This window comes from Gemmatimonadaceae bacterium (assembly GCA_020851035.1).
Lineage (GTDB): Bacteria > Gemmatimonadota > Gemmatimonadetes > Gemmatimonadales > Gemmatimonadaceae > JACMLX01.
Window position 1 is genome coordinate 232,208 of sequence record JADZDM010000021.1, and the last position, 17,574, is coordinate 249,781.

General features: G+C 71.8%; 10 protein-coding genes. 4 read left to right on the plus strand and 6 right to left on the minus strand.

The genetic code is table 11. From position 1 onward, the window contains the following. The first annotated feature begins 191 nt into the window (after positions 1 to 191). The 3 genes from IT355_13830 (at position 192) to IT355_13840 (ending at position 4,380) form a co-directional block, all read left to right on the plus strand. Positions 192 to 473, plus strand: coding sequence for a rhodanese-like domain-containing protein (locus IT355_13830; protein ID MCC7054342.1), 282 nt, complete (start codon positions 192 to 194; stop codon positions 471 to 473). Continuing rightward, positions 470 to 2,176: an FAD-dependent oxidoreductase gene (locus IT355_13835; GenBank protein MCC7054343.1), complete on the plus strand. Its 1,707-nt coding sequence runs from the start codon at positions 470 to 472 to the stop codon at positions 2,174 to 2,176. The genes IT355_13830 and IT355_13835 overlap by 4 nt, the downstream gene beginning before the upstream one ends. A gap of 101 nt (positions 2,177 to 2,277) precedes the next feature. Further along, positions 2,278 to 4,380: an IPT/TIG domain-containing protein gene (locus tag IT355_13840; GenBank protein MCC7054344.1), complete on the plus strand. Its 2,103-nt coding sequence runs from the start codon at positions 2,278 to 2,280 to the stop codon at positions 4,378 to 4,380. Positions 4,381 to 4,464: 84 nt separating this feature from the next. On the opposite strand, the gene IT355_13845 is transcribed toward IT355_13840, so the two are convergent. Together IT355_13845 and IT355_13850 are read right to left on the minus strand one after the other, a co-directional pair. Next, positions 4,465 to 5,982, minus strand: a complete 1,518-nt coding sequence (locus IT355_13845; GenBank protein MCC7054345.1) for a hypothetical protein — start codon at positions 5,980 to 5,982, stop codon at positions 4,465 to 4,467. Positions 5,983 to 6,165: 183 nt separating this feature from the next. Next, positions 6,166 to 7,824 (minus strand): hypothetical protein, encoded by a 1,659-nt coding sequence (locus IT355_13850; protein MCC7054346.1) that lies wholly within the window; start codon positions 7,822 to 7,824, stop codon positions 6,166 to 6,168. Between the two features lie 147 nt (positions 7,825 to 7,971). Here IT355_13850 and IT355_13855 point away from each other — a divergent pair, with 147 nt between their 5' ends. Beyond that, positions 7,972 to 10,659, plus strand: a complete 2,688-nt coding sequence (locus tag IT355_13855; GenBank protein MCC7054347.1) for a carbohydrate binding family 9 domain-containing protein — start codon at positions 7,972 to 7,974, stop codon at positions 10,657 to 10,659. Between the two features lie 63 nt (positions 10,660 to 10,722). Here the strand turns inward: IT355_13855 and IT355_13860 are convergent, their stop codons facing one another. From IT355_13860 to IT355_13875, 4 genes are all read right to left on the minus strand, one after another. Continuing rightward, on the minus strand, positions 10,723 to 13,857 hold the full coding sequence (locus tag IT355_13860) for a protein kinase (GenBank protein MCC7054348.1): 3,135 nt from the start codon (positions 13,855 to 13,857) through the stop codon (positions 10,723 to 10,725). After that, a complete protein-coding gene (locus IT355_13865) occupies positions 13,847 to 14,557 on the minus strand; it encodes a sigma-70 family RNA polymerase sigma factor (protein ID MCC7054349.1) in 711 nt (236 codons plus the stop codon). Before IT355_13865 ends, IT355_13860 begins: the two co-directional genes overlap by 11 nt. Positions 14,558 to 14,728: 171 nt before the next feature. Next, positions 14,729 to 15,523: a PEP-CTERM sorting domain-containing protein gene (locus IT355_13870; protein MCC7054350.1), complete on the minus strand. Its 795-nt coding sequence runs from the start codon at positions 15,521 to 15,523 to the stop codon at positions 14,729 to 14,731. A gap of 687 nt (positions 15,524 to 16,210) precedes the next feature. Further along, positions 16,211 to 17,437, minus strand: a complete 1,227-nt coding sequence (locus IT355_13875) for a hypothetical protein (GenBank protein MCC7054351.1) — start codon at positions 17,435 to 17,437, stop codon at positions 16,211 to 16,213. Positions 17,438 to 17,574: the final 137 nt, after the last annotated feature.

The following is a 17,574-nucleotide window of genomic DNA, read 5'->3' on the forward strand; positions in this document are numbered from 1 at the left end:
CGGCCCCATCCACCCCCCCGGGCAGCCCGTCGAGGATGGCCTGGTTGCGTATGAGTATATTCCAGTATATGTATACGTTTGTGAAAACGCCAGCCCCCCGTCACCGCCTGCCCGCACCCGGGGCGGACCGCACCCGACGGGCCCGGCGCCGCACGCTCCACACTCCTGACTCCTCCGCCGTCCCCGTTCCCATGCCTTCCTTCCGCAACAAGCCCATCGACGTCGTCATCGACGTGCGTTCCAAGGTCGAGTTCTGGTTCGGCCACCTCGACGGTGCCATCTGCATCCCCGTCGGTGACATCGCCGCCGAGATCACCAGCCATCCGGAGATCCGCAAGGACTCCCGCATCCTCCTCGTGTGTGCCAGCGGCGCCCGCTCGGCGATGGCCGCCGACACCTTGCGGCAGCTCGGGTATCGCCGCGTGACCGATGGCGGCGCGACGGCATCGGCCCGCCCGGACTACACCCCGTGACCACGCCGGCCGACGGCGCCCCGCGGCGTATCGTCGTCGTCGGTGGTGTGGCTGGTGGCGCCACGGCCGCGGCCCGCGCCCGGCGTCTCGACGAACGGGCCGAGATCACACTCGTCGAGCGGGGGCCGTACCTGAGCTTCGCCAACTGCGGCCTGCCGTATTACATCGCTGGCGAGATCACCGAGCGTTCGAAGCTCCTGCTCGAGACGCCAGAGAGCCTGGCGCGCCGGTATCGCGTGGACGCGTTCGTCCACACCGAGGCGCTCGAGATCGACCGGGATGATCGGCGGCTCCGCGTGAGCGGCCCCGAGGGAGAGCGCTGGCTGCCGTACGACCGGCTGATCCTGGCGCAGGGCGGCACACCGATCCGACCGTCGCTCCCGGGTGGTGATGCACCACACGTCTTCACGCTCTGGACCGTGCCCGACACCGACCGCCTGCAGGCGTTCATCACCACCCAGCGCCCCCGGAGCGCCGTGGTGGTGGGTGGCGGGTTCATCGGTCTCGAGATGGCCGAGGCGTTCCACGCGCGCGGGCTGCAGGTGACGATCGTCGAACTGCAGCCGACCGTCATGTCCGTGATGGATCCCGAGTTCGGGCACCAGGTCGCCGGGGCGTGCCGGCAGCACGGCGTGACGGTGCTCACCGGCGTCGGCGTGGTGGCGGTGCACGCCTCGGACACCACGGTGGAGCTGACGGACGGTCGGCGCATTCCGGCCGGCCTCGTGCTGCTGTCGGTCGGCGTGCGCCCGGAGCTGACCCTCGCGACGCAGGCGGGGCTGGCGATCGGTCGGTCGGGCGGGCTGCTCGTCGACGACCACCTGCAGACTTCGGACCCGGCCATCTTCGCCGCCGGCGACATGATCGAGGTCGAGCACCGCGTCTCGGGCCGGCGCGTGCGCATGCCGCTGGCCGGCCCGGCGAACCGGCAGGGCCGCATCGCGGCATCCAACGCGCTCGGCGTCCCGATGCGGTACGCCGGTGCACTCGGCACCAGCGTCGTGAAGGTGTTCGACAGCACCGCGGCAATGACCGGCCTCACGGAGCGCACCGCGCGCGACGCCGGCTTCACGGCGGGTGTGGCGGTGGTGCATGCCGGCAGCCACGCGAAGTACTACCCGGGTGCGCGCGAACTCTCGCTCAAGCTGGTGTACGATCGCGACACGGCGCGGCTGCTCGGTGCGCAGGCGTTCGGCGACGATGGCGTGGACAAGCGCATCGACGCGCTCGCGATGGCGCTCCTCGGCGGCATGACGGTGCACGACCTGGCCACCGCCGACCTGGCCTATGCCCCGCCCTACTCGTCGGCCAACGATCCGCTCAACATGGCCGCGTTCGTCGCCGGCAACGACCTCTCCGGCTACAGCCCGCTCATCACCGCCGATGCGCTGCAGGCGGAGCTGGCGTCGGCGGCCCCGCCGGTGGTGCTGGATGTCCGCACCGCGGCCGAGTTCAGCGAGGGGCACTTCTGCGATGCACTGCATGTGCCGGTGGACGAGCTCCGGGGGCGGTTGAACGAGCTGCCGCGCGACCGCGCGATCGTGGTGCACTGCCGCGGTGGGATGCGCGCCCATGTGGCGTCCCGCATCCTGCAGGCGGCGGGGTTCGAGGGCGTGCGGAACGTGACGGGAGGCTGGGTGAGCATGCAGGCGGCGCAGGGGCTCTGCGTCTCGCGCGACGCGGACGCCGCCGACGGACACTGACTCATTGCGCGGGACCGCCGCGCCGGGGATCTGGTGCGAGCGGCACGACGGGCGCATTGTCCAGCCAGCGCCACGCACTCCCTCCCGGCCCGAGATCCCCGATGTCCCTCCGCGCCCGCGCGGCCGCAGCCGCTCCCGCGTACGCGCGCCTCGCGCTCCTCGTGGCGTGCACCATCACGCTGACCAGCTGTGGCGGCGGCGACGAGGACAAGGCCCCGCGCCCCCGGGCAGTCTCCCTCGGTCCGGAGATGGTCGCCATGGGAAGTGGGGCGACGACGGTGACCCTCACCGGGAGCGGCTTCACGCCGCAGTCACGCCTGCTCGTGGCAGAGGTGCCTCGCACCATGGATTTCGTGAGCAGCACTTCGCTGCGGTTCACGATGACGGAAGTGGAGCTCTCGTCGCTCACGGGCTATTCGGTCACGGTGACCAACGCCCCGCCCGGGGGCGGCACCAGCGACACACTCTACTTCGTGGTCGGCAACGCGCTGCCCGCCATCACATCGGGCGCGATGACGCCGGTGGTCCCGGAGCTTCCCGGTGACACGATCACGGTGACCGGGACCGGCTTCCAGTTCAACAGCCAGGTCTGGCTCTCGTCCGGGCGCCTGTTGCCTGTCCTCGCCCAGACGCGCACCACGCTGAAGGTCCGGCTGGGCATCGGGGTCGACCCTGCCGCCTACACGCTCCGCGTCGAGAATCCCCCTCCCGGCGGCGGGAGCTCCAACGCGGTCCCGTTCACGGTCGCCAATCGGGTGCCCGTGCTGCAGCGCGTGTACCCGGATTCGATGCTCACCGGGCAGGAGTTTCGCGACGTGCGCGTGACCGGCATCGGCTTCACGCCTCGCACGACGTTCCTGGTGGGCGGTTCCCAGCGTCCGGCAACCTTCGGCAGCGACAGCCTCGCGGTCGTGACGCTTGCCGCGGGTGACGTGGCGGCCCCCGGCACACTGCTGCTCACCGCCCGCAACCCTGAGCCGACGGCCGGCGCCTCCGCGGCACTGCCCGTCGCGGTGCGGACCGCGCCACCGGTGATCGGCAGCTTCGCGCCCGCGTCCCTCGTCGCCGGCTCCGCGACCACGTCGGTGGCGATCACCGGCAGCGGATTCGACGCCACGTCCGAGGTGCTGTGGAACGGCGCGGTCCTGCCGACGCACTACGTCTCCGCGCTGCAGCTCGACGTCACCGTGGACGCCGCGCGACTCGCGGTGCCACAGGCAGCAACGGTCGTCGTCCGGACCGGCGCACGCAGCAGCACGCCATCGAGCTACGGGATCCTGGGTGGCACTGCGACGCTGGACCCGCCGATCACGCTCGACATGCTGGCGAGGGACGTGGCGTGGGTGGCGTCGCGCAACCGGCTGTACGTGTCGGTCGCCAGCGGTCCTGCCACGAACACGGTGCTGGCCGTGGACCCCGCCACCGGCGCGATCACGGCGCGGATCGCGCTCGCGTCGGAACCGGGGGCGTTGGCCGCATCAGCGGATGGTCGGTACCTGTACGTCGCGTACACCGGTCGGCCGACCGTCGGCCGGATCGACCTGGATTCCGGCACGGAGGACCTGTCGATCACGATCGGGGCGCCTGACGCGCGCGCGCTGGACCTTGCGCCGATTCCCGGGTCGCCACGCGCCGTCCTCGTGACCCGCAGCACGCCCGGCAACCACATCGCCCCCCAGGTGTACGACGACGCCGTCGCCCGTCCGGTGACGCCGGGCTCCGACGGCGAATCGTCGCGCATCGAGGTCATCTCCGCGACCGAGGCGATCGGGTACAACCACAACAGCTCCGACGCTCCGCTGCGGCGATACCGTCTCGCCCCGGATGGCATGACGGTGCTCGACCTGCGCACCTCCGTCGTGCCGGGGTCCATCAACGACTTCCAGTATGCCGCCGGCCGGCTCTACTTCAGCAATGGTGACGTGCTCGATGCCGCAACCTTCGCACGGATCGGCACGCTGCCCGGCAGCGTGCCCGGCTACCCGATGCAGGTGGTGGCCGATGTCACGCAGGGCCGCGCGTATGCGGCGGTGAATGCGACGTTGCGCACCTACACCTTCGCGTCATTGAGCCCGCTCACCAGCACGCCGTCACCTGCGATCGGCTACGCATCACGGCGCATGGTGCGCTGGGGGACCAGCGGGCTGGCACTCGTCACGGACACGCAGCTGGTGATCCTGCGCGGGAGCCTGATCGGGAGCTGAGCGCACGTCCCGCGCTTCGACGCCGGCACCACCGGAGTCACCCGGTGGCGCCGGCATCGATGCGACGGGGCAACCCGGCGCCGGCTACGCCACCCACCCCGCCACCACCGCGTCCACTGCATCCGACGCCTCGGTGGCCTCCACCCGCGCACCCGCCGCCAGCAGCAATTGCGCCACGGCCGCGAAATCCCCGTCACGGGGGCCATGCAACGAGCCGTGACAGCACCATCCGAGCGGCGTACTGCGATGGTGTGCATCGGGGTCGTTCACCAGCGCCCGGCCCGAGGCGTGTGCGAGGATCGCGGCCACCGTCGGCGCGGAGCCCTGCCACGCGGCACAATGCAGCGCCGTGCCTGCGTCATGCCCCGGCGTCGCCGGGTCGAACCCGAGGTCGAGCATCAGCGCCACGGCTCGCGAGTCGCCGTTCCAAGCGGCATCCGTGACGGCGGCGCGGTCGAAGGTGTCGAGCGACGCCACCAGCCCGGGATGTTGCGCCACCAGCGCGTGCGCCGCCGCGTCATCACCCTGGCGGCAGGCCAGGCGCAGTTGTTGCGCCGGCGTGGCGAACACCAGCATCGCCGCCACGGTCTCCGGATGGCCGAACTGGTCGGCCGTCTCGAGCGGCGTGCGCCGGCTCCCGATCGACCAGAGGTAGATGTGGTGGCTGGACGGCGGCTGTTCGCCATACCGGCCACGCCCCGTCACCACGTCGAGCAGCGCGGGATCGAGCGCCAGCATCGTCGTCACGCGATCCGTGAGGCCCAGCGCGGCCGCGAGGAAGATGTCCGTCGCGGCCCCGCGCGCCACGAGGTGGTGCGCGAGTGCATGCCGCTCGCCCGTCGGCGACCGGTCGAGCATCCACTCCGCCGGCGTGGCACGGTGGTCCACGTCGCGGGCATCGATGTCGGCGCCGGCGGCGAGCAGCAGGTCCGCCACGCGCCGTGATCGCGCGAAGTGCAACGGTGTCTGTCCGTCGCCGCCGCGCTCGGCCACACACGAGGGGTCGGCGGCGAGCATCGACGCCAGCAGCGTGGCGTCGTCGAGGTGTGCGGCCGCGCACGCATCGGGAATCGCGCCGGCCGCCAGCAGCAGCGCAGCCGAGGCCCCGGTGGCCACGTGCAGCGGATGGAAGCCACCAGCCCACCACCCGCTGCGCTGGTTCGGGTCCGCACCACATGCCAGGAGCACCTCCACCATCGCGGCATCGCCGGCGCAGGCCACCAGCGCTGGTGCGTTGAACGGGAACAGCGGCGAATTGATCAGTGGCCGGAACTCGGCATGCTGGTCCAGCAGCCGCCGCACGGCCGCCGCGTCGCGTCGCTGCATCGCATCGTGCAGCTGTTCATGCGGCGCGCGGGCGGCGGCAATCCGGTCGAGGATGTGCTGCCGGAGCGCCGTCCAGCCCGGAAAGCCGTACTCCCGCGCCAGCACGAACTGTGCGTCGGCGAGCACGATGCGGGGCTTGTCGGGAAGCACGTCGCGCACCCGCGCGCGCGCCTCCGGATCGCCCTGCGTGAACGCGTGCAGCAGCTCCTTCGCCTGGGCCTTCTGCTGCGCGAGGTCGGCACGCGCGGGCAGCGCGCGGCGGAACGGGGACACCATGGGACGCCTCCTTCGAATCGGCCGGCGTCCGCACCATCGGCCCGAAGAGGGCGCATGGAAGTCGAGCGACATCGGGGGTGGGCGCTGCCCTTTCCGCGGACCGGCGGCGTCCCGCGACGCCTGACCGCCAATATCCGGGGCGCGTGCGGCGGATGCAAGCGTCACCCGCCCCCGCCGTGCGTCTCAGAGTCGCGTCAGCACCTGCGCGAGGATCAGCTTGACGACGGTTGCCAGCGGGAAGACGGCGGCGTAGCCCACGTTCGGTGTCTCGTCGAGGCGCTGCTCGAGCGCCGCGCTCAGCGCCGCCGGCTGCGTGTGGATGCCGGCGATCACGCCGGTGAGGATCCCTTCCGGAATGCCGAACAGGTACCGGCCGCTGAGCATGATCGAGAGCGACGTCACCGACGTCACGAAGAGCCCGCCGCCGAGGAGGCCGAGCGTGGCCGGGTCATGCAGCGCCTGCAGCGAGGCGAAGCCGCTGCGCGTGCCGATGCCGGCGAAGAAGAGCAGCAATCCGAGCTGACGCATGGTGAGGCTCACGCCGTACGGGATGCCCCACACGAACGGGCCCGTGCGCCCGCGCGCGCCAAGGACCATCGCCACCACCAGCGGCCCGCCGGCGAGGCCGAGCCGCACCGTGATGCCGCCGGGCAGCGGGATCGGCACCATGCCCGCCGCCACGCCCAGCACGATGCCGAACGCGAACGTCAGCACGTCGAACTCGCTCACCGCGCGATACGAGTCGCCGAGGAAGGCGCTGACGGCCTGCAGGTTCTCCCGGCGCGTGAGCACGCGCACCCGGTCGCCGAGCTGCAGCACGGTGTCGCCATCGGGGATCCAGTCGGCGTCACCGCGGCGGATGGCGGTGATCGTGGCGCCGTACTGCTGCATCAGGTCCAGCTCCCGCAGCGAGTGCCCCACCACCCGCGTGTTCGACACGAAGATGCGGCGCACGTCGAGCTCGCGGCGGTCGAGGTTGATGGCCTCGACGCTGCGTGTGCCGAGCCGCTCGACCAGCTTGCTCACCTCCTTCGACTCGCCGACGGCGGTGACGAGGTCACCGAGGGCGAGCACGGTGGTGGAGGTCGCGAGTTCGACGGTGCCGTCCACGCGCTTCACGCGCCCGTGCTGCACGCGGGCCGCGGCGTCGTGCCGGAGCTGCTCGAGCGGGACGCCGACCGCGTCCGCGCGCGTGACCTCGATGGTGCCGACGATCAGCGACCCCGAGCCGGCGCGCCCGCGCGACGACGCCGGCCACGACTGCGAGGTGCGGATGTCGCTCGGCTTCTCGCCGCGCCAGAGCCGCGGCACGACGCCGATGGCGATCATGGGGATCAGCACGCCGAGGGGATAGGCCACGGAGTGGGCGACGACCGGGCCCGCCTGCTCCAACGCCGACGTCATGCCCTGCCCCCGCAGGCTCTCGAGCACGGCCGCCAGCGCCGGCGTGTTCGTCACGGAGCCGGAGAACAGGCCACCCGTCATGCCGGTGCTCAGGCCGAGCAGGTGTGACGCGATCCAGGTGGCGCCGGCCGCCGCGAACAGTGCGACCAGCACCACCGCGCCGTTGCGGATGCCGTGCCGCCGCAGCGTGGCCAGGAAGCCCGGCCCGCTCGCCAGCCCCACGCTGTAGACGAAGAGACAGAGGCCGAGCTGCTGCACCACTTCCGGCAGTCGCAGCCGTTCGTCGAGGGCACCGATCGTCAGGCCGGCAAAGAGGATCGCCGCCACCCCGAAACGCACGCCCCGGAACCGCAGGCGGCCGATCGGATACCCGACCGCCACGGTGGCGAAGAGCAGGAGCAGGGGGCTCTCCGCCAGCGTGTCGATGATGCGATGCATCAGACAACTATCGCCGGACCGGTGCTCGTTGCACAGCGGTGTCACGCCACATGTCGGTACCGTGCGCTGCGGCACGGGTGGCGCGCGCCGCTCCCCTCGTAGATTGTCGATCCCGGATCGCCTCCCTCCCGCTTCGCGCCCTGCTCCGTGCGTCTGCTGCTTCGCGCCCTCGCTCCCGTTCTCCTGCCCGTCGGTGTGCTCCTGCACGCGCAGGCCACCCCGGCTGCCACCACCGCCGCCGCGCCGCGTCCGCGCCTCGAGGCGTCCTGGGTCACGACGGCGCCGGTGATCGACGGGCGCCTGGACGAGGCGATCTGGCGAACGGCCGCACCGGCCGGGGGCTTCGTGCAGCGATCGCCGGTGGGCGGGGCCGCCCCCTCGCAGCGAACCGAGGTGCGCGTGGCCTACGATCAGCACGCGATCTACGTCGGCGTCCGCAACTTCGACACCGCGCCCGATTCCATCGCCCAGCAACTCGGCCGGCGGGATGCATCGGACATCTTCTCGGACTGGTTCTCGGTCGGCTTCGACAGCTACGGTGACCGCCGGACCGCGTTCATCTTCAGCGTGAACCCCCGCGGCGTGCTGCGCGACGCGTACCTCTCCAACGACGAGGAGGAGGACGAGCTGTGGGATGCCGTCTGGAACGTCGCGGCGCGCACGGACAGCGCGGGGTGGACCGCGGAGTTCCGGATCCCGCTCTCGCAGCTCCGCTACGACGTGCGCGGTGATGTCGGCGCCACGCGGCCCTGGGGCATCAACTTCCTGCGCGAGATCGCGCGCCACGGCGAGGAGGACTATTGGGCGCCCACGCCGGCCGATGCGCCGGGCATCGTGTCGCGCTTCGGTGACCTGACCGGCCTCGACTCGCTGCGGCCGGCGTCGCGGGTGGAGGTGATCCCCTACGTGCGCACGCAACTCGAGCTGCAGCCGCCGTCGGCGCGCAACCGGTTCGTGCCGGCGCGGAAGGGGGCGATCGCCGCCGGTGGCGACGTGCGGCTCAAGCTGCCGCAGTCCCTCACGCTCACCGCCTCCGTGAATCCCGACTTCGGCCAGGTGGAGGCGGACCCCGCGGTGGTGAACCTCTCCGCCTTCGAGATCTTCTTTCCCGAGCGGCGGCCGTTCTTCCTCGAGAACCAGGATGGCTTCGCGTTCGGCTCCACGCGCACCTTCAACGACAATGACGCGCCGCGGTTCTTCTACACGCGCCGCATCGGGCGGCCGCCGCAGCGCGTGCCCGGCGGGGAAGACGTGGATGCCGTCGGCGTGGCGAACCAGACGCCGATCCTCGGCGCGCTGAAGCTCTCGGGCACGACGCCATCGGGGTGGCAGGTGGGCGCCCTCAACGCCGTCACCGCACGCGCCACTGCCGACGTGGCGGACACGCTCGGCCGCGTGCGGCAGGAGGCCGCAGAGCCGCTCACGAACTACCACGTGAGCCGCGTGCGCAAGCTGCTCCGTGGCGGGAACGCGGGCATCGGCGGCTTCATCTCCGACGTGCACCGTGACCTTGGCCGCGACACGGCGCTCACCACGCGGCTGCCCGGTGCCGCCACCATCGTGGGCCTCGACTGGGAGTCCGCGTGGCAGCGCCGAACCTGGACGGTGAGCGGCGTGCTGGCGCGCAGTGACGTGCGCGGCGATGCCGACGCCATCACCCGGCTGCAGCGGGCGAACTACCGCAGCCTGCAGCGCCCCGACGCGTCACACCTCGGCTACGACCCCACGCGCACGTCGCTCACCGGCCACTACGGCGCCGTCACCCTGGCCAAGAGCGCAGGCGACCGGGTGCTGGCGTCGGTGACGTACGAGGAGACGAGTCCCGGCTTCGAGGTGAACGACATCGGCTACCAGTTCCGCTCCGACTTCCGCACCGTCTCCACCTACACCACCTATCGCAATCCGCTGCAGTCGAGCGTGGCGCGCGACTACGAGTTCGGCGTGTACACCACCGTCTCCGACAACTTCGGTGGCGAGCGCATCGAGGAACGCGTGAGCTGGAGCGCCGACGCCACGCTGCTGAACTTCTGGTCGGTGAACACCTTCGGGTCGTACTCCCCCGAGACGCAGAACGACCGGCTGCTGCGCGGCGGGCCGCTGGCGCTGCGACCGGCGCTGCTCGTCACGCAGGTCAGCGTGGAGAGTGATCCGCGCAAGGCGGTGATCATGGGCGGCGAGCTCACCCGGGAGGCCGACGCCTCGGGGCGCCGGCGGTACGGTGCTGACCTGGCGTTCGACTGGCGGCCGGCGCCGCAGGCGCGCGTGCGGGTGGCGCCGACCTACGCACACGAGCACATCACGGCGCAGTACGTGCAGGCCGAGCCCGACCTGCTGGCCGCCTCCACCGCGGCGGCGCGCTACGTGTTCGCCAACGTGCACCAGCGCGAGGTCCGGCTCGACACGCGGCTGGACTGGACCTTCTCGCCCTGGCTGTCGCTGCAGCTCTTCCTGCAGCCGTTCGCGTCGTCGGGGAAGTTCACGCGCTTCAAGGAGTTCACCACGCCACGCCGCTTCGACTTCGCGGAATACGGCGTGGACCGCGGGACCGTCACGCCGCTGGGCGGCGGCGCGCTGCGCGTGGATCCCGACGGCAGCGGGCCGGCGGTGCCGTTCACGATTGCGAACCAGGACTTCACGGTGCGTGCGCTGCGCGGGAATGCCGTGCTGCGGTGGGAATACCGGCCCGGGTCGGCGCTGTTCCTCGTCTGGTCGCAGCAGCGCGAGCAGGCCTTCGACGACGTGCGGTCGAACGTGGTGTCGGAGGCCAGTCGCAGCTTTGCGGATCCCGGGCGCCAGGTGTTCCTGGTGAAGTTCAGCCGGTGGATCGGGCGGTGAGGCGCTGACGCCGGCTCCTCGGCGCTCGCGGCGACACGCGGGCGGCGAGTCGGCGCGTCGCCCCTACGGGCGCGTGGTCCGCACCACGCCGGAATCCGAGGCGGCGGCAAAGGGCACGCCGATCACACCGAAGCCTTCGCCCACCGATCGATACCAGCCCAGCGCCTCCGCGTGCCGCCCGAGTCGTTCGAGCGCCGAGGCGCGGGCGAGCCGGTCGAGATGTTGTTCCAGCGCGGGATGCACGCGGCGCAGCCGTGCCGGTAAGTCGGGGATGCTGCGCGCGAACGCCGACACGGCACCGCTGGCATCACCTTGCCGCAGCAACCAGTGGCCGGCAACGGCCTGCGACAGTGCCGCCGCCACCCGTGAGGCTGACCTCGCGCGCCGGTCGAGCGCCGCACGCGCCGCCGTCACCCCCGACGCATCGCCGAGCCGGGCGCTGAGCACGCCGGCCAGGTAGTGCCGGATGTCCTCGCGTTCTGTCGGGGTGAGTTCCTGAGACAGGTACTGGGCGGCGCCGGTCCGTCGTGCGAGCAGGTCACGGCGGATGGTTGCCATGGTGTCGGCACCGGCTCGCACGGCAGGGGCCAGCACCATGAGCGCACGCAGGTCCGCCGCGTCATCGGGGGCGATGGTGGCCGCGTCGCGCAGGCTGGCCTGGGCCGCGTTCCAGTTGCCCTCTGCAATGTCGAGCGCCGCGCGCGCCTGCAGCCCGTCGTATCGGGCATCAGGCGCTGCGGCCACGAGGTCGGCCAGGACGCGCGCATCGCGCCGGTCCGCCGGATCGCTGCTCACGCGCAGCAGCGCCACGCGCGCGCTGGCGGGATCGTCATCCAGCGGGCTCGATCCGCGCACACGCGCCGCCCCCGGGATGCGACGGCGGTGCAAGGCGAGGTACGCGGCGCGGATGCCCGGCTGTTCACCCGCACTGTTGGGACTGAAGTACATGGTGAACAGCGTATCCAGCTGCCCCGTCTGGCGTGCGGCGGCCGCCAGGTCCATCAGGTAGACCGTGACTTCCCGGTTGCGGGGATCGAGCGCCATGACGCGACGGAACGCCGCGCCCGACGCGGCCAGCGGCCGCCCGTAGAACGGGTTGCTGCCGAACTGCGCCTCACCGAGCAGCATCCAGGCCTCGACATCGGTGGGATAGTCCGCGACGATCTGCGCGAACTGTCGCTCGGCTTCGAGCGGGCTGCCGAAGCGCAGGGTGTGATACGCGCGGACCAGCGCCTGCTGGCGCGGCGGCAGGGTGCCGGCGAGCGCCGCCGCGCGGCGCGCGGCGAGCACACTCAGCGAATCGACCGTGTTCCAGCGCGCGGCACGCGCCAGTCGATACCAGGCCAGCGCAAACTGCGAGTCGGCGGCCACCGCCTGCTGGAAGTGGGCGACCGCCGAGGCGGGGCGTGCATCGCGCAGGTCGCGCTCACCATCCAGGTAGAGGCGCAGGGCCCGTGTGGACTGCGTCGTCGCCGCCGCGATGCCGGCGACCGTGTCTCCCGGCGCGAGCAGCTCGGTGGCGATGAGCTGTCGCACGAGGGCGTCGATTGCCGTGGCGAGTCCGCCCGACTCGGGGATGGTGGCCTGGGCACGGCCGACCTCGCGCCCATCGCGCTGCCGCAGCGTGGCACGGATCGTGAGCGTTGCCCCGCTGCCCACGACGCTGCCCATGACGTAGCGATCCGCCCGCACCTGTGAGGCGAGTGCCTGCGCCGATGCCGAATCGAGCGTGCGCGATGCCCCGTCACCGGCGGCGCCGATGACGGTGTTGGGATCGATGCCGCGGACCAGGCCCGTGGCGTCGAACGCGGGGGTGAGCAGGTCGATCATCCCGTGTGTCAGGTACCCGATGTCGCGGCCGCCGCGCGTGGTGAACGGCAGCACGGCAATGGACGACAGCGGTCCCGCCGTCCGCGCCACCTCCAGCGCCGGTACGGCTGTCGCGCGCACCGTCGACCAGAGCGTCCGGCCGCCAACCAGCACCGCGGCGCCGGCAACGAGGATGCCGACGGCGCGGCGGACGCGCGGCCGGGGGGCGTCCGTCCGGGCGAGCGGCGCCGCAGGCGACGCCGGTGGCTCCTCGAGTGTCGCGAGCACGGCAGCCCCGTCGGCCGGCCTGTCGGCGGCATCGACGCGCAGCATGCGTCGGATCAGCGCGTCGAGCGCCGGTGCCACGGGGGTGCCATCGGCGTGTGTCATGACCGGCACCTGCCCACCGCAGATGGCGGCGGCGAGTGTCTCGGGGTCTGCCGACGGGAACGGTCGCCGGCCAGTGACCATCTCGAAGAAGGTCACGCCCAGCGCCCAGACGTCGCTGCGCGGCCCGCGCGCGCCACCACGCCAGAGTTCCGGTGCGAGGTACGGCAGGGTGCCGTGCAATCCGCGCTGGCCAGCGCCGTCGCGGTCGACGTAGGCGGCGATGCCGAAATCCAGCAGGCGCGCCACGTCACCCTCGCCGAAGCCCACGTTGGCCGGCTTGATGTCGCCGTGCACGATGCCGGCGCGATGGGCGCTGGCCAGCCCGCGCGCCAGGTGCAACGCGATCGTGTGCACCGACGCCGGCGGAATCGGTGCCTGGCGCAAGCGGTCGCGCAGCGTGCCACCGGCGCAGAAACCCATCACCAGGCACAGGCCGCCGTCGGCCGTGGCCTCGACGGCGTGCATGGCACACACGTGGGGATCGTCGAGTCGCGACGCGGCCTGGGCCTCGGCCACCAGGCGCGCGCGCGCGACCGGATCACCGCTCAGCCGCGGTGCCAGGAACTTGAGCGCGACATCGCGGTCGAGCAGCGTGTCGCGTCCGCGATGCACGACACCCGCACCGCCGCTCCCGAGGCGCTCGTGGACCGTGAAATGCCGGATCCGCATCCCCGGTTCGATCCCGGGCGCCAGCTCGATGCGCGGCAGGGCGTCACCCGGGGTGGCGGGGGCCGATGGCTCCGCCGGCGACGGGGCGGCGGCGACGCCGCTCGTGAGCGCGGGCCAGAGCACCGCCGTGTGAAAGGCGTCGAGGTACGCCGGCGCGCCATCGTGTGCGGCGACGAGTGATGCGAGTTCGCTGCGCAGGGCCACGTCGCCGCCGCAGGTCGCGTCGAGGAAGGAGGCCCGCTCGCGCGGCGGCAGGGACAGCAGTGTCTCGAACAGGCGGCTCATCCGCTCCCAGTGCGCGCCATCCGGCGGCGGCGACTCAGCGGGCATCGTCGTCGCGCGGGGGCGAGTCGCGCAGCGCGCGATGCAACCACGCCTGCGCCACCACCCAGTCCCGCTTCACGGTGGCCTCCGAGATGTCCAGCGCCAGCGCCGTCTCGGGGATGGAGAGTCCACCGAAGTAGCGGCACTCCACCACGCGGCACGGCCGCGGGTGCAGCGCCTCGAGTGCGGTGAGCGCCTCCTCCAGCATGGCCGCGCGTTCGATGCGCGCCGTCTCGTGGTCGGCGGCGGCCAGCTCGTGCTCGGCCACGCCCTCCAGCGGCATCGGCACCGCGACACCACCACGCTTCAGGGCCTGTGCGTCTCGCACGTAGTTGCTCAGCACCTGGCGGGAGGCGCGCACGGCCACCGCGAAGAAGTGCGCCCGGTCCACCACCTCCAGCGCGTCCGAGCCCGCCATGCGGAGATACACCTCGTGCACCAGCGCCGTAGTGTCGAGCGTGGGGTCCCCAGCGTTGCCGGGATCACGATGCAGGCGGCGCGCGATGGCACGGAGCTCGCCGTACACGCGTGAGAACAGCCGATCGCCCGCCATCGCGTCGCCCGCGCTCCACGCGCGGACCAGGCCCGTCACCGAATCGTCCACTGCGTTCACCGGCTCCTCACGAACGAAGGCAGCGCCGCCGGCTTGCCCGCCCGGCACCAGCACCAACCGCGGTGCACGGCCGCCACCGGCCGTCTGGCGCATCTGCCCTGAAGCTACGTGCGGTGTGGTGGCCGCGACGTCGACGAGCCGATCCCGCACCGCCGGTTGCCGGCGATGCGGGACCACCTGCCGGGCGGCCGCAGCGGCATTCGGCACAGGCGTCATGACACGCCCGTTACCGCCGTGACGCCATTCACGATTGCCGGCCCGCGCTCAGGCCGTGCGCCGGCGGCGCGCGACGCCGCCCAGCAGCACCAGCCCGGAGCCGAAGAGCACCACCGTGGCCGGCTCCGGCACGACAGCCACCGACGTGAAGTCGATGCGGTAGATCGGCTGGTTGGACGCCAGCCCGCTGGTGAAGACGTACCCGGCGGCCGTCATCTCGCCATCGAAGCGCATCAGCTCATCGAAGTTGAAGCCCACGGTGCCGTTCTGGGGCGTGCGGACGTCGTTCACCCCGTTCACGAGAAATGCGGCGCCGGCCACGCTGAAGGCTTCCGATCCCGCATCCCAGATCTGGCTGGAGGTCTGCGTGATGCTGCTCAGCATCAGGTTGCCGGCACTGTCGAAGAGCCGGAAGCCGGTTGGGTTGTCGTTGCCGATGAAGAAGTCGTTGCTGGGAATCACCATCGAGGCGAAGGAGAAGAACTGGTTGAGCCCCGCATTCACGACGAAGCTCTGCGAGCGCGTCTGTCCGGGCAGCAGGGCACCGCCGATCGTGCCGCGGTTTGCGGTGGGATCGGCCGCCGCGAAGTCCGATTGCCACTGGCCACCAGCACCACCCTCGGCCACCGACACGATGCCCGGCGCAGCGGTGGTGCCGATGTTGAATGCATCGAACACGCCGCGGTGGAAGCCAAGGTGCAGCGGCGCGAAGCTGACACTGTTCGGGTTGGCGAGGTTCGTGACCGTGACCGTCACCGTGCGCATCTGCGCCACGGCGGCGGTGGGCAGCACGCCCAGCGAGGCGACTCCCAGCATGAGGAAAGCGGTGGCGCGACGCAGCATTGGGTACTCCGGATGAAAGAGGGCCTGACCGGGGCAGGATGACCCCGTTGCCTCAGAACACCCGGTTTCGTGACCAACCGGCTCACGCCGCCCGGAGGCGCCGGTCCGCGGTCAGCCGAGGCTGCTTCTGGACGTCATGCGGGACCCGGCGCGGCGTCGGCGTGACGCCCCTCCCGGAACACCCGCGGCGCGGAGTCCGCCTCCACCGCGGCATCGGGCCACGCCTGTGGGTCAGGAGCGGCGCGCTCACCCGAGCGCGCTGACTCTAAGCGCGCTGACTCTGAGTCAGGTTCCTCCAGGTACGACACACGAGTCCGACTCTGAGTCGCGATCCGACGATTGACTCGGAGTCCTTTGCCGGTACGGCGTCGGCAGCCCGCCGCATCATTTCCCGGCACGCGTATCGAAATCGTGCTCGATGCGCGCAGGACTCTGAGTCGCGACCGGACGGCTGACTCGGAGTCCTTTCCCAGTACGGAGAACGGGTCCCGCCGCATCAATCCTCGGCAAGAGCATCGAAATCGCGCTCGATGCGCACATGACTCCGAGTCGCGAGCGGACGCCTGACTCGGAGTCCTTTGCCGCACGGCTGTCACCGCGCCTTGGCGCCCACCGACGCATTGACCGCACCGATCGCCCGCCGCTCCGGACGACTCCCGCTGCCGGCGGCCACACCGCCGCCCCCCCCTACCGGAACACCCGCGGCGCAAAGTCCGCCAGGTAGTCCCGCCAGTTCAGCCACGTGTGCCCACCCGCACTCTCGTGGTACCTGTACGTCACCCCCGCCCGGTCGAGCACCGCACGCGTCGGCGCCACGGTGCGGTACAGGAAGTCGTCCGACCCCATCGCGTAGTACACCAGCCGGAACGCCTCCGCCCCTGACGCACCACGGCGCAGCGCCGCCGCATTCCGCGCCTCGTACGCCCGCGCCTGCGTGGTGTCGATCAGCCCCATGCTGAACACGCCCACGTACGCGAACCGGTCCGGGCGCGTGAGGCCGAAGTTCAGCGTGTGCGCGCCACCCATCGACAGGCCCGCCATCGCCCGCTCCGTGCGACCGGTCAGGGCGCGGAAGTTGGCCTCGACATAGGGGATCACGTCGGTGTGCAGGTCGGCACCGAAGTCGGTGTTCACCAGCATGTCGGCCCCCGGGCGCTCCGGCGTGTGCCCGAACGGCATCACCACGATCATCGGACGCGCCGTCCCGGCGGCGATGAGGTTGTCGAGGATGTAGTGCGCATGCCCCACCGAGGTCCAGCTGTCGTCGCTGTCACCGGCACCGTGCACGAGATACAAGACCGGATACCGCTCGCTGCCACGCAGGTAGCCGGGCGGCGTGTACACATGCGCGCGCCGCTTCACCTTCAGCGTCGAGGACCAGTACTCCACCGTGCTCACCGCACCGTGCGGTACCGCGGGATCCCACGCCTGGAACGCCCCCGCCGCACCGGGCACCTCGAGCACGGAATTCGTGCCCCGGTACTCCTCGGAGAATCGCGTCGCGTGCGGATCCGGTACCCGCGCCCCGTTCACGCTGAAGTTGTAGCGGTACGTGCCAGCCCCCACCGGCACCGCCGTCGTGCCGCTCCAGAGCCCCAGCGCATCCTTCGTGAGCGACAGGCCCGCTGGACCACCCCCCATCCCCATCGGGATCGCCGGCCCGACGTCGCTGCTCGTGACCGACACGCTCGCCGCCTCCGGCGCGCAGAGGCGGAACGTCACCCGTCCATCCGCCAGCACCTCCGTGGCGCGATAGGTCGCCGGCGGCGCGAACATCCCCTGCGGCAGGCAGCTCGCCGCACGTGCCGGCGGTGCCGTGGGCTGGGCGTGCACCGCCGACACGGCGGCGGTCGCGAGCGCACCCAGCAGGAGACCCAGCACCGGACGACGGGACAACAGCAGCTCGTGCGACATGGTTGGCGCCAGCGGGAATCGAAGTCGGAAGGCGGAACCGCGCGGATCGGCGCGGTCACGGGAGATGCCTGCACAGTAGTGGCGAGTCCCATTCGGCGGGGCCCGCGCCGGTCGCGCACGGTACGGCCGTCGGACCG